The sequence below is a fragment of the Ensifer sp. R-19 genome, assembly GCF_049905105.1.
In the GTDB taxonomy this organism is placed as follows: domain Bacteria; phylum Pseudomonadota; class Alphaproteobacteria; order Rhizobiales; family Rhizobiaceae; genus Ensifer.
The window spans coordinates 1087815-1100822 of record NZ_CP184570.1 but is presented as its reverse complement, the minus strand read 5'-3'; the positions used below and the strand labels follow the sequence as shown (position 1 = coordinate 1100822).

Here is a 13008-nt window from a genome sequence, read left to right as displayed (position 1 = left end):
TTGTTTTGTCCGGCGAAAACGGCGGGAGCGCAAACGGATCGTCGCCTCCTATCCATCAGTTTCTGCAACAGGCCGTTTGAAGCCCGGCCGGAGAAGGGAAAGCGTCCCATGAACCAATCCGAAAACAATGTGGTTATCGAGCGCCCGGAGCTGCACCGCTTCGAACTGGCGGTCGACGGGGGCATCGCCGCCGTCTACTACCGTCAGGAGGATGGGCGCCTAGTGTTGATCCATACGGAGGTTCCTGAGGAATTGTCCGGCCGCGGGATCGGGTCGCGGCTGGTGACCGGCGTTTTCGACCTCGTGAGAGCGAGCCACCGGAAAGTCGTCATCCGTTGCCCGTTCGTGGCCGCCTGGTACGCTCGCCATCTGGACTATGGCGACGTCGTCGACGGTTGACCGGCGCGACCGACCGTCAAAGCTTGGCGTCACCGCGCGCCGCATCAAGGCCGACGGGTCCGCCGCCTGCCGCAGCGAGGTAGAGGAACACGAAACAGAAGATGATGGCGGCCGTACCGCCGTTCTGAGCCGGATAGAAACCCTGCGGCGCATGGCGCAGGAAATAGGCCGACGCCATGAGGCCGGAAAGAATGAAGGCGGAAAGCCGGCTCTTGAAGCCGACCAGCAGCGTGAAGCCGAGGACGAGTTCGAACAATCCGGCAATCCAGGGCAAGGAGCCGACGGGCGGTCCGCCGCCGTCACTTGCGGGAAAGCCGATGACCTTCTGCGTTCCGTAGCTGAAGAGGACGAGGGCGGAGACGATGCGCAAAAGGCTGAGCAGATAAGGGGCCAGCTGGTTGGATAAAGCGTGCATGCGTGTTTCCTTTGCAAGCGACCCGGTGAGGTCAATGTGGGCGTGATCTGAAACATTCAAAATAATGACCGGCTTCATGCGAAGCCGGTCTTATTGTGGGTCTGGGGTGTTGCGCGGTGGGCAGATCGCCCCGTTATTTTGCCGGGTTGGGGCCGATCGTCTTGCCGTGGCTGACGCGTTCGTCGCCCTTGTGAACCATGGTGACGGCGTAGTCGATGCCCATGCCGTAGGCGCCGGAATGCTCCTTCACCAGCGTGGTGACGGCATTGTAGGTTTCCTTGTGGGCCCAGTCGCGCTGCCATTCGAGCAGGACCTGCTGCCAGGTCACCGGGATGACGCCGGCCTGGACCATGCGGTCCATGGCGTATTTGTGCGCATCGGCCGAGGTGCCGCCGGAGGCGTCGGCGACCATGTAGATCTCGTAGTCGGTGTCATGCATGCACGACAGCGCGAAGGTGGTGTTGCAGACTTCGGTCCACAGCCCGGAGACGACGATTTTCTTGCGGCCGTTGGCGGCATTTTTGGCCAGGGCATCGCGGACGTTCTGATCGTCCCAGGAATTCATCGAGGTGCGTTCGAGAATGTCGTTTTCCGGGAAGACGGCGAGCAGTTCGGGATAGGTGTGGCCGGAGAAGGACCCGGTTTCGACGGTGGTGATGGTGGTTGGAATGTTGAAGACCTTTGCCGCCTTGGCGAGACCGACGACGTTGTTCTTCAGCACCTGCCGATCGATCGACTGAACGCCGAAGGCCATCTGCGGCTGCTGGTCGATGAAGATCAGCTGGCTGTTCTGGGGGGTCAGGACTTCGAGTTTGCTGGACATGGGCTTTCTCCTCTTTGAGCTGGTTGGCAAGCGGGGCGTCGGTGCCCGGTCTTGGCCGGTCTGGGGTGAACTGGTTTGGTGACAACAGGTGTAGCCGACCGGGTTGCGCTGCTGAATTGCAATAATGATTTCGATTGAATTGCGTAAAATGAAACAAAGGTTGGGTTGGTGAGCCCCGAACTCCGTCGATTGATCTCTCGGATGCCAGGGCGGGTGGGTCGCGGTTGCTCGCTGGTCCTGGGCCTTGGATGCCGGGGCAAGTCCAGAGAGGCACCCGCGCAACGTCCCATCTGATCAAACCGGGTGAATCATGTCACGCGCATAGGCAAGTCCGATCCCGTATCCGCCCGCATGCGCTTCTACGATCGCCCGGGCACCATCGTAGGTCTCCTTGCGCGTCCAGTCCCGCTGAAGCTCGAGGAGAAGCTGCAGCCAGGACGTCATCGTCGCGCCTGCCTTCTCCATCCTTCGCAACGCAAGGGCGTGGCTCTCCGCGGTGATGCCGCCGCATGTGTCGGCTACGACGAAGACCTCATAACCATCAGCAAGCGCGGAAAGAACGGGGAAGGAGACGCATGCTTCGGTCAAGAGACCGGAGACGACGAGCTTGCGGCGGCCGGTTTTGACGACCGCGTCACGAACGCCGTCGTCCTCCCAGGCATTCATGTTGCGCCGCTCGATCACCGGAACGTCTGGGATGACGCTTCTGATCATCGGCATCAGGGGGCCGCTATAGACCTTGGATGCGGAGGTCGACACGACGATCGGCAGGTTGAAGACGCGCGCAGTTTTGGCAAGAGCCACTGTGTTTCCGACCAGCAACTGGCGATCGCCGGATCCCACGCCGAAGGCGAGTCCAGCCTGCTGGTCGACGATCAGGAGCAATGGCTCGTCGGGTGTCAGAAGGGGAATGGGCGTCATTTCTTTTACTCCAGGGAATAGCTGACAGCTGGAAAAGATAGCGGTCCGGCTTGCCGGCGGCTTGAACGCAAAGGCGGCATTTTGCCGAAAGCAATTGGATTTGGTCGGCTGTGACCGCGTTCGTCGACGGCGATCGGCGCACGCCCGCGCGATCAGCTGCATGACCGCTTCCCGCTTCGTTGCACGAGATCGAATCCCGTACCGCGCGCGTGGTCTCTGGGGCGAGCCGCGTCTTGCCTCAGCGATGTGGACAGCGCTGGCGTGCGCCGCCTGCATGCGAATCCGGGTCTTTACGGGAAGCGAACCTCTGTTTGAGTCCCCGATAAAAAAGCATTCCTTCATGCTCTTGACATCATGCAATCGATTGCGTTAAAAGACATGCAATCGATTGCATAGTTGGAGAGATCCCATGGACGCAGCAGAGACGAAAGCTAGGCCCACCCACGTTATCGGAAATCAGGCGGAGGTGACGGGAGTGGTGCTCGACGCGATGTCGCGAGCGACCAGCGCCCGCCTCAGAGAAATCATGGAATCGCTCGTCAAGCATCTGCATGCCTTCGCCCGCGAAGTCCGCCTCAGCGAGGAGGAATTCGAGCAGGGGATCGATTTCCTCAACCGGATAGGACAGGCGACCAACGACGCTCACAATGAGGGCGTGCTGTTCTCCGATGCGCTCGGCTTTTCCACCCTGGTCTGCCTGCTGAACAACGGCCAGAACGGCGCGACGGAAACCGCCGCGGCGTTGCTCGGGCCCTTCTGGCGGATGCATTCGCCGTCGACCGAAAACGGTGGTTCGATCATCCGCTCGCAGACGCCCGGCCCGGCCCTCTTCGCTGAATGCCGCATCACCGATCCCGACGGCAAGCCGATCGAAGGCGTCGAGATCGACGTCTGGCAGGCGTCTCCAGCCGGCCTTTACGAGAACCAGGACCCGGACCAGGCAAACATGAACCTGCGCGGCAAATTCCGGACCGATGCGCAGGGTCGCATTTCTTTCCGCTCGGTGAAGCCCGCGGGCTATCCGGTGCCGACCGACGGGCCGGTGGGCGAGTTGCTGCGCGCGCAACTCCGCCATCCCTACCGCCCGGCGCACCTGCATTTCCTCTGCTTCAAGCCGGGCTACAAAACCCTCATCACCCAGATATTCGTCGATGACGACGAGCATCTGGAAAGCGATGTGGTGTTCGGCGTCACCCGCCACCTGATCGGCGATTTCACGCAAGGCGCCGGCGCGCCGCCGGCTGCCGATGTGACCGGCCCCTGGTACCGGCTTGCCTATGAATTCGTGATGGAATGCGGCGAAGCCAAGCTTCCGGCTCCGCCGATCCGCTGACCCCAACATAAGAAAACGGATGTATCTCATGTCGAACACAGAACAGCTGAAACGCGAAACCTATCCCCGTTCGCTCGAAGGCAAGGTTGCACTCGTCGTCGGTGGCGCCGGCGCCATCGGCGCCGCAACCAGCCGCATGCTCGCAGCGGCAGGAGCGACGATCGTCGTCACGCATATGGACACGGAGCGTGATACGCTGGCGGCCGAAGCGTTGATCAAGGAACTCGGCGCGCCTCACGCCGCCTATGTGGCGAATGTCGTCGACACGGCTTCACTCATCGCGCTTCGCGCGACGCTTGAACAGAAACACGGCCGCCTCGACATCCTGGTCAATGCCGCCGGTTTCACCAAACCCGTCCCGCATGCCGACCTCGATGGGCTCACCGACGAACTCATCGACCTCATGTTGCAAGTCAACTGGCGCGGCCAGTTCGCGACCATTCGTACCTTTGCGCCGCTGCTGAAGGCATCTGGCGACGGACTGGTCGTGTCGATCTCCTCGATCGCCTCCTTCACCGCTGTCGGTTCATCCATCGCCTATTGTGCGGCGAAGGCCGGCATCGACGTCATGACCAAGGCTTTGGCGCGGGCGCTTGCGCCGGAAATCCGAGTGCTGGCGGTCTCGCCGGGCGTCGTCGATACCGAATTTGTTCCGGGCCGCGGCGCCGACTTTAACGACAAGGTCAAGGCCTCGACGCCGCTGAAGCGCATCGGCACCGCCGAAGACATTGCCGCGGCGATCACCGCCTGCGCCACCATGCTCCGCTACTCTACCGGGCATATCATCCAAGTCGACGGCGGCCGGGCGCTCTAGAGCGCCGTGCGTTCAGACGAACGCACAAAGGACGCTCTAGCACTTTGATTCTAGAGCATCTTTCCGCTTCGAGTGATTCCACTTGAGAGCGGGATGCTCTAGCCAGGTAAACGGGAGGAAACCATGACACGCGCACCGCTGTCGAAAGTGTTCATCACCTGCGCGATCACCGGCAATATTACCCAGCCGGAGCAGACGCCGCATTTGCCGATCACGCCAAAGCAGATTGCCGATTCCGCGCTGGAAGCGGCAGATGCCGGGGCGGCTATCGCCCATATCCACGTCCGCGATCCCAAGACCGGGCGTCCGTCGATGGAACTCGATCTTTACCGCGAGGTGCTCGATCGCATCCGTGCGAAGAATTCCGAGTTGATCATCAACCTGACAACGGGGCCGGGCGGCCGCTTCGTACCGTCAGAGCATGATCCGAAGATCGCGGGCGAGGGTACGACGCTGATGGTGCCGGAGCTCCGTGTCGAGCATATCGTCGCGCTGAAACCCGATATCTGCACGCTCGATCTCAACACTATGAATTCGGGCGGACAGGTGGTCATCAACACGCCGGCCAATATCCGCCGCATGGCGAAGGTGATCGCTGACGCCGGCGTCAAGCCAGAGATCGAGTTGTTCGATTCCGGCGATATCGCCCTGCTTCATGACCTGATCGCCGACGGCACGTTCAAGGGACTGCTCCTGACTTCCTTCGTGATGGGCGTGAAGTACGGTTTCCAGCCGTCGCCGGAGACCGTGCTCTATGCCCGCGGGCTGCTGCCGGCCGACGCCGCCTTCACCGCCATCGGCATCGGCCGCTCGGCCTTCCAGATGGTCGCCCAGTCCTATCTGGCCGGCGGCCATGTCCGGGTCGGGCTCGAAGACGCCGTCTATATCGAACGCGGCGTACTTGCGCCCTCCAATGCGGCCCTCGTCGAGAAAGCGCGCCGCATCGCCGAAGATCTGGGGGCCCAGATCGCCAATCCATCCGAAGCGCGCCGCATTCTCGGCTTGCGCGAAGCTGCGTGACAGGAGGCCTTGATGATGAACAACGAAGATTTGAACATTAAAGCGGCATCGACGGTGCGGGGCCTGCGTCTCCATGCCAAGGCGCCGAGCTACGACGCGATCGAGCTCCCCATCGAGACGCATCCGCTGCGGCCTCTTCGGCCAGGCGAGGTGCTCGTCGAAATCCATGCGGCGGCCGTCAATCCCTCCGATGCCAAGGCGGCAACGGGCCTGATGCCCTATGCGGTGTTTCCGCGAACGCCTGGCCGCGATTTCGCGGGCCAGGTAGTGGCGGGGCCCCAGGAGCTGATTGGAAAGCGAGTCTTCGGTTCGTCCGGTGACCTCGGCATCCGGCTGGACGGTGCGCAGGCGAGCCACATGATCGTCGAGGCCGACGCCGTCGTCGAAGTTCCCGACGGCATCGACATCAAGGCGGCCGCAGGGATCGGCGTGCCCTTCGTCACGGCCTGGCAGGGTCTGCAACGGGCCGGATTGCCCGCAGCCGGCGAGACCGTGCTCATTCTCGGCCTCAACGGCAAGGTCGGGCAGGCGGCGGCCCAGATCGTAACCTGGCGAGGGGCGCGCGTCATCGGCGTCGTGCGCCGGGACGAGGCCTATCAGGGGCACGCCAATGCGCCGATCGAGGTCATTGCCGCCGACAAGACGGATGTGCCGGCGCGAGTTCGCGAACTGACCGACGGAAAGGGCGCCGATATCGTCTACAACACGGTCGGCGACCCGTTCTACGAGATCGGCCAGAAGTCGCTTGCGGTGCGGGGCCGGGCGATCTTCATCTCGGCGATCGACCGTTTCGTCAACTTTGACTTGCTTGCCTTCTACAAGGGGCAGCACACCTATGTCGGCATCGACACGATTTCGCTGAACTCGGTCGAGACGGGCGCGATCCTCAAACAAATGGCGCCGGGCTTTGCCGCCGGCAAGCTCAAGCCGTTTCCCATTGTAGAAACCGCGATCTATTCGTTCGAGAACGCCCACGAAGCCTATCAGGCCGTCATGGCGTCCTCGCGCGACCGCATCGTGCTCGTTCCGGGAGCGTGAGGCCGTGCACGTGGTCAAGTTCACGGATGCTCCGCCCTACCAGGCGCCGGGCCACGACAAGATGAGGATGGTTCGCCTGCAGGGTCTCGAGGCCGGGCCGTCCGATACGGCCTGGCTCGGAGTGTCGACGTTGGAGCCCGGCGGCGGCACGACCCTTAGCAGTTCGCCCGTCGAAAAACTCTACGTCGTTCTCGACGGCAAGGTCACGGTTTCGAACGGCAACGAGGAGGTCGTTTTGCAGCCATGGGATTCCTGCCGCATTGCACCGGCGGAAAGCCGGAAGCTCTATAATGCGACGGACCGACCGGCGACGATCCTCTTGGTGATGCCGACGACCCAGCCGCCGTAAGGCAAGCGGCCGCTATCTCGAAAATTCGATGCCAGTTCACGTGACGGGTTGCCCGTCGCGGCAATCCTGCTCGTTCCGAAGGGAGGACCTTTCATGACGCATGCTTCCACCACGCCAAAGCCGCGCAAGCCTTGGTATCAGATACTCTACATACAGGTTCTGATCGGCATCGCGATCGCGATCGTCTTTGGTCATTTCTGGCCCGAAACGGCCATCGAGATGAAGCCCCTTGGGGACACCTTCATCAAATTGATCAAGATGGTGATCGCGCTCGTCATCTTCTGTACCGTGGTCTCGGGCATTGCGGGCATGAACGACCTGAAGAAGGTCGGCCGCGTCGGCGGCAAGGCCCTTCTCTATTTCGAGGTCGTCTCGACTCTGGCGCTCGCCATCGGCATGGTGATCGGTAACGTGCTCACGCCCGGCGCCGGCTTCAACGCCGACCCCGCCACCCTCGATGCCGACGCCGTCAATGTCTATGCCGGCAAGGCGGCGGAGCAATCCGTCACCGAATTCCTCATGAACATCGTGCCGAAGACCGTGGTCGACGCTTTCGCGCAGGGCGATATCCTGCCCGTCGTGCTGATCTCGGTTCTGTTCGGCTATGTCCTGTCGCATCTCGGCGATCGCGCCAAGCCGATCCGCGATGTCATCGAGGCCGGTTCGCATCTCGTGTTCGGTGCCATCAATGCGATCATGCGCCTCGCCCCCATCGGCGCGTTCGGCGCCATGGCCTTCACCATCGGCAAATACGGCGTGTCGTCGCTCGGACCGCTAGCCTTCCTGATCGGCACCTTCTATCTCACCAGCATTATCTTCGTGCTTGGTGTCCTCGGTCTGATCGCCTGGTGGGCCGGGTTCAGCATCATCAAGTTCCTGGCCTATATCAAGGAAGAGATCCTGATCGTGCTCGGCACCTCGTCGTCCGACTCAGCGCTGCCGAGCCTCATGGAAAAGTTGACGAATGCCGGTGTGGCCAAACCCGTCGTCGGTCTGGTCGTGCCGACCGGTTACGTATTCAACACCGACGGGTCGTCCATCTACATGACGCTCGCAGCCCTGTTTGTCGCTCAGGCGACCAATACGGACCTTTCGCTCAGTCAGCAGTTGGCAATCTTCGGGGTCGCCATGCTCACCTCCAAGGGTGCATCGGGCGTCACCGGCGCCTCCTTCATCGCCCTTGTCGGCACGCTTTCGGTGGTGCCGGCAATCCCGGTGGCCGGCATGGCGCTCATCCTCGGCATCGATCGCTTCATGAGCGAGGCACGCGCCCTCGTCAACATGATCGGCAATGGCGTTGCGGCGATCGTCATGGCGAAGTGGGAGGGCGAACTCGATGAGGCCCGTCTCCAGGCGGTGCTTGCCGGCAGCCCGCTCGCCGATAGCCAGGCCGTCGACGACCTGGATGTCATTGCGACCCCGGAACTCGCCTCGAAGATCTGACGGCGGTGGGGCCGCGGCGACGGCGGCCCCGCGCATCGGACCACAGTTACCATGGGAGTGTGAAATGGCCCTCTACGATCTCGAAGACCGTAAGCCGGTGCTGGATGAAGACTTCGGATGGATCGCGCCGGATGCTCAGGTCATCGGCAGGATCCGCATCCGAAAGGATGCCAGTGTGTGGTTCGGCGCGGTCTTGCGCGGCGACAACGAACTGATCGACGTCGGCGCCCGCAGCAATGTGCAGGACGGCGCGATCCTCCATACCGATCCGGGTTTTCCCCTGGTGATCGGCGAGGACTGCACCATCGGCCATGGCGCCATCCTGCATGGCTGCACGATCGGAAACGGCTCGCTCATCGGCATGGGGGCGATCGTCATGAATGGCGCTGAGATCGGCGAAGGCTCGCTCGTCGGGGCGGGCGCCATGGTCACGGAAGGCAAGTCGTTCCCGCCCGGCTCGATGATCCTCGGCTCGCCGGCAAAGCTTGTGAAGACGCTTTCGGCCGAGGAATCCGAACGTCTGAAGGCATCCGCTGGGCGCTACGTCCGCAACGCGATCCGGTATCGCGACCATCTCGCCTCAAACGGCTAGCGGCAGCGCCGCGCATCGACAAGGGAGTACATCCGTGAAGAAGGTAATGAGCAGCGCGACCGAGGCCTTGGCCGGTCGCCTCAAGAACGGCATGACGATCCTCTCGGGTGGCTTCGGCCTGAGCGGCATCCCGGAAGCCCTGATCCTGGCGATCCGCGAATCCGGCGTGACCGGCCTGACCGTGATCTCCAACAATGCCGGCGTCGACGGGATCGGTCTCGGCGTCCTCCTCGACTCGCGCCAGATCCGCAAGATGGTCTCGTCCTATGTCGGTGAGAACAAGACCTTTGCACAGCAGTACCTATCGGGCGAACTCGAACTCGAGTTCACCCCGCAGGGGACGCTTGCGGAGCGCATCCGCGCCGGCGGCGCCGGCATCCCGGCCTTCTACACGCGCACCGGCGTTGGCACCATCGTCGCAGACGGCAAGGAGACCCGCGAATTCGGCGGCGAAACCTATGTCATGGAAAAGGGGCTGCGCGGTGATCTCGCCATCGTGCATGCCTGGCAGGGCGATAGTGAAGGGAACCTGATCTATCGCTACACGGCCCGCAACTTCAACCCGATGATGGCCACCGCGGCAGACTTCACGGTCGCTGAGGTCGAGCAATTTGTGGCGGCTGGCGATCTGAACCCCGACGGGATCCATACCTCCGGCATCTATGTCGACCGCGTCGTGCACGTCGCCAATCCCGAAAAACGCATCGAACAACGCACGACCAGACCGCGGACCGCGGCTTAGGAGGACTGACCGATGGCATGGACTCGCGATCAGATGGCGGCGCGCGCCGCTAAAGAACTGCAGGACGGTTTCTACGTCAATCTCGGCATCGGCATTCCCACGCTGGTCGCCAATCACATCGCACCCGGCATCAGCGTGCAACTGCAATCCGAGAACGGAATGCTCGGCATGGGGCCGTTCCCCTTCGAGGGCGATGAGGACGGCGACCTGATCAACGCCGGCAAGCAGACCATCACCGCGCTGCCGACGACCAGCTTCTTCTCGTCTGCCGACAGCTTCGCCATGATCCGCGGCGGGCATATCGACATCTCGATCCTCGGCGCCATGGAGGTGGCGGCCAATGGCGATCTCGCCAACTGGATGATCCCGGGCAAGATGGTCAAGGGCATGGGTGGGGCGATGGACCTGGTGGCCGGCGTCAAGCGCGTCGTAGTGGTTATGGAGCATGTCGCAAAGGACAAGACGGGCTCCATTCAACCAAAGCTGGTTCCGCATTGTTCGCTGCCCCTGACGGGCAAGGGCGTCGTCGGTCTCGTCATCACGGACCTCGGCGTCTTCAAGCCGCTGCGCGGCGATGCCGCTGCATTCGAGGTTCTTGAACTTGCCGATGCCGTGACGATCGAAGACGTCAGAGCCACCACCGGCACTGAGATCGTCGTTTCATCGCGGCTCGCCGTGAGCGCCTGACCCGCGCTTGAACTTGCCGGTGCAACCGCGACCGGTGCCGCGGTTTTCCAACTTCAAGCATCGCTAGCGGCAGTCGCTGCCGATCGTATTCATATTGGCGAAGGGAACGAACTGATGTCATCGAAAAGAATCCACGCCGCAGCCTCGGTGACCGCCGCCGAGGCGCTTGAGTTTCATGCCATGGGGCGTCCCGGCAAGCTCGAGATCACGCCGACCAAACCGATGGCGACGCAGCGGGACCTTTCATTGGCCTATTCGCCCGGTGTCGCCGAGCCCGTCAAGGCGATAGCAGAAGACCCCTCACGCGCCTTCGATTACACGACGCGCGGCAACATGGTGGCCGTGATTTCCAACGGCACCGCCATTCTCGGCCTCGGAAACCTCGGGGCGCTCGCATCAAAGCCTGTGATGGAGGGGAAATCGGTCCTGTTCAAGCGGTTCGCGGACATCGACTCGATTGACCTCGAGGTCGATACGCCGGACCCTGAGCAATTCATCAACTGTGTGCGCTTCCTCGGTCCTTCCCTCGGCGGCATCAATCTCGAGGATATCAAGGCGCCGGACTGTTTCATCATCGAGCAGCGCCTGCGCGAGATAATGGATATCCCGGTCTTCCATGACGATCAGCATGGCACCGCCATCATCGCGACCGCAGGGCTGATCAATGCGCTGCACATCACCGGACGCGACATGAAAACGACGCGTCTTGTCTGCAATGGGGCAGGTTCGGCGGCGATCGCCTGCGTCGAACTCATCAAGTCCCTCGGGTTTCCGTCGGAAAACGTCATTCTGTGCGATACCAAGGGCGTCGTTTATGAAGGTCGCGCCGAAGGCATGAACCAGTGGAAATCCGCACATGCGGTGAATACGAAGCTGCGTACGCTGGCCGAAGCGATGGACGGCGCCGACGTATTCTTCGGTCTTTCTGCCAAGGGAGCGCTGACGCCGGCCATGGTGCTGTCGATGGCGAAAAACCCGATCATCTTCGCCATGGCAAATCCGGATCCCGAGATCGCGCCAGAGGAAGTCGCAGAAATCCGCGACGATGCCATCATGGCCACGGGCCGCTCGGACTATCCGAACCAGGTCAACAATGTCTTGGGCTTTCCCTATATCTTCCGCGGTGCGCTGGATGTCAGGGCGACGACCATCAATGAGGCCATGAAAGTGGCGGCCGCGCAGGCGCTGGCCGAACTTGCCCGCAAGGACGTGCCCGACGAAGTCGCTGCTGCCTATCAGGGCAACCGGCCGAAGTTCGGCCCCAACTACATCATTCCGGTACCGTTCGACCCGCGTCTCATTTCAGAAATTCCGCTCGCCGTCGCGAAGGCTGCGATGGAGACCGGCGTCGCACGTCGCAACATCGACGATCTGCAAAAATACGCTCAGGAGTTGTCCGCCCGCCGCGATCCGATCGCTTCGACCCTCCAGCGCATCTACGACCGCGTGCGCCTTCAGCCAAAGCGTGTCGTCTTTGCGGAAGGCGAGGAGGAGCGTGTCGTACGCGCGGCAATCGCATTCGTTAATCAGGAGCTCGGAACGGCGATCCTCGTGGGTCGTGAGGATCGCATCCGTGAAACAGCGAACAACGCCGGCCTCGATATTACCAGCAACGCCATCGAGATCACCAATGCGAGGCTCTCGCCTCGCAGCGGTAGCTATGCCCAGCATCTCTACGCGCGGCTACAGCGCAAAGGCTTCCTGCTGCGCGATTGCCAACGCCTCATCAACAATGATCGCAACCACTTTGCGGCCAGTATGCTGGCGCTTGGCGACGCCGACGCCATGGTCACCGGCCTGACGCGCCACTACTCATCCGCTTTGGAGGATATCGGGCGGGTGATCGATCCGCGCCCGGGTCAACGCGTTATCGGGGTCTCGATCGCCCTGAGCCGCGGGCGCAGCGTTATCGTGGCGGACACCTCCATCCATGACTTGCCCAATGCCGAGCAGTTGGCAGATATTGCGGAGGGAGCGGCTGGTTTCGCGCGGCGCATGGGTTACGAACCGCGTGTCGCGATGCTCGCCAACGCGACCTTCGGCCAGCCGCAGAGTGAGCGTTCGGAGCGCGTGCAAGAGGCCGTGCGGATCCTGGACATGCGCAAGGTGGATTTCGAGTATGATGGCGAAATGGCAGCCGATGTTGCGCTCGATCATCACCTGATGCAGCAGCAATATCCGTTCTGCCGATTGTCAGGTCCGGCCAATGTCCTGGTCATGCCGGCCCTGCATTCAGCTTCGATTTCGACAAAGATCTTGCAGGAACTAGGCGGTTCGACCGTCGTAGGTCCGCTTCTGGTCGGCCTCGATAGATCGGTGCAGATCGTACCGCTCAATGCGCGCGATTCCGACATCGTCAATTTGGCGGCAATCGCCGCCTTTGGAACCGACGGCAGCTGAGCAGATGTCGGCGGCTGCAGCCAGGAGCGCTG

The 13008-nt window shown here is 62.1% G+C and carries 14 protein-coding genes; 11 read left to right on the top strand and 3 right to left on the bottom strand.

What is annotated here, in order from left to right:
- The first annotated feature begins 108 nt into the window (after positions 1 to 108).
- On the top strand, positions 109 to 399 hold the full coding sequence (locus ACN9MO_RS24375) for a GNAT family N-acetyltransferase (protein ID WP_057255189.1): 291 nt from the start codon (positions 109 to 111) through the stop codon (positions 397 to 399).
- Positions 400 to 415: 16 nt separating this feature from the next.
- On the opposite strand, the gene ACN9MO_RS24370 is transcribed toward ACN9MO_RS24375, so the two are convergent.
- The 3 genes from ACN9MO_RS24370 to ACN9MO_RS24360 form a co-directional block, all read right to left on the bottom strand.
- Positions 416 to 814 carry a DoxX family protein gene (locus tag ACN9MO_RS24370; RefSeq protein WP_113133408.1) on the bottom strand — a complete coding sequence of 133 codons (399 nt, stop codon included), beginning with the start codon at positions 812 to 814 and terminating at the stop codon, positions 416 to 418.
- Positions 815 to 947: 133 nt separating this feature from the next.
- A complete protein-coding gene (locus ACN9MO_RS24365) occupies positions 948 to 1637 on the bottom strand; it encodes a hydrolase (protein WP_425988106.1) in 690 nt (229 codons plus the stop codon).
- 294 nt (positions 1638 to 1931) lie between these two features.
- Positions 1932 to 2558, bottom strand: coding sequence for a hydrolase (locus ACN9MO_RS24360; protein WP_057252195.1), 627 nt, complete (start codon positions 2556 to 2558; stop codon positions 1932 to 1934).
- 409 nt (positions 2559 to 2967) lie between these two features.
- Between ACN9MO_RS24360 and ACN9MO_RS24355 the strand changes: the two genes are divergently transcribed.
- The 10 genes from ACN9MO_RS24355 to ACN9MO_RS24310 all read left to right on the top strand — a co-directional run bounded on the left by ACN9MO_RS24355 (position 2968) and on the right by ACN9MO_RS24310 (position 12976).
- A complete protein-coding gene (locus tag ACN9MO_RS24355) occupies positions 2968 to 3891 on the top strand; it encodes a dioxygenase (protein WP_113133977.1) in 924 nt (307 codons plus the stop codon).
- A gap of 28 nt (positions 3892 to 3919) precedes the next feature.
- Positions 3920 to 4705: an SDR family NAD(P)-dependent oxidoreductase gene (locus tag ACN9MO_RS24350; protein WP_057252208.1), complete on the top strand. Its 786-nt coding sequence runs from the start codon at positions 3920 to 3922 to the stop codon at positions 4703 to 4705.
- A 123-nt stretch (positions 4706 to 4828) separates the two neighbouring features.
- Positions 4829 to 5725 carry a 3-keto-5-aminohexanoate cleavage protein gene (locus ACN9MO_RS24345; RefSeq protein ID WP_057252197.1) on the top strand — a complete coding sequence of 299 codons (897 nt, stop codon included), beginning with the start codon at positions 4829 to 4831 and terminating at the stop codon, positions 5723 to 5725.
- Positions 5726 to 5737: 12 nt separating this feature from the next.
- A complete protein-coding gene (locus ACN9MO_RS24340) occupies positions 5738 to 6763 on the top strand; it encodes a quinone oxidoreductase family protein (RefSeq protein ID WP_425988100.1) in 1026 nt (341 codons plus the stop codon).
- Positions 6764 to 6767: 4 nt separating this feature from the next.
- Positions 6768 to 7112 (top strand): cupin domain-containing protein, encoded by a 345-nt coding sequence (locus tag ACN9MO_RS24335; protein WP_057252198.1) that lies wholly within the window; start codon positions 6768 to 6770, stop codon positions 7110 to 7112.
- A 93-nt stretch (positions 7113 to 7205) separates the two neighbouring features.
- The gene (locus tag ACN9MO_RS24330; RefSeq protein ID WP_057252199.1) at positions 7206 to 8555 is read left to right on the top strand and encodes a dicarboxylate/amino acid:cation symporter; all 1350 of its coding nucleotides are present in this window, start codon (positions 7206 to 7208) and stop codon (positions 8553 to 8555) included.
- Positions 8556 to 8619: 64 nt separating this feature from the next.
- Complete coding sequence (locus ACN9MO_RS24325) at positions 8620 to 9147, top strand: gamma carbonic anhydrase family protein (protein ID WP_057252200.1); 528 nt, start codon at positions 8620 to 8622, stop codon at positions 9145 to 9147.
- 46 nt (positions 9148 to 9193) lie between these two features.
- Positions 9194 to 9889 carry a CoA transferase subunit A gene (locus tag ACN9MO_RS24320; RefSeq protein WP_112996840.1) on the top strand — a complete coding sequence of 232 codons (696 nt, stop codon included), beginning with the start codon at positions 9194 to 9196 and terminating at the stop codon, positions 9887 to 9889.
- Between the two features lie 12 nt (positions 9890 to 9901).
- Complete coding sequence (locus ACN9MO_RS24315; protein WP_057252202.1) at positions 9902 to 10576, top strand: 3-oxoacid CoA-transferase subunit B; 675 nt, start codon at positions 9902 to 9904, stop codon at positions 10574 to 10576.
- 114 nt (positions 10577 to 10690) lie between these two features.
- The gene (locus ACN9MO_RS24310; protein ID WP_057252203.1) at positions 10691 to 12976 is read left to right on the top strand and encodes an NADP-dependent malic enzyme; all 2286 of its coding nucleotides are present in this window, start codon (positions 10691 to 10693) and stop codon (positions 12974 to 12976) included.
- Positions 12977 to 13008: the final 32 nt, after the last annotated feature.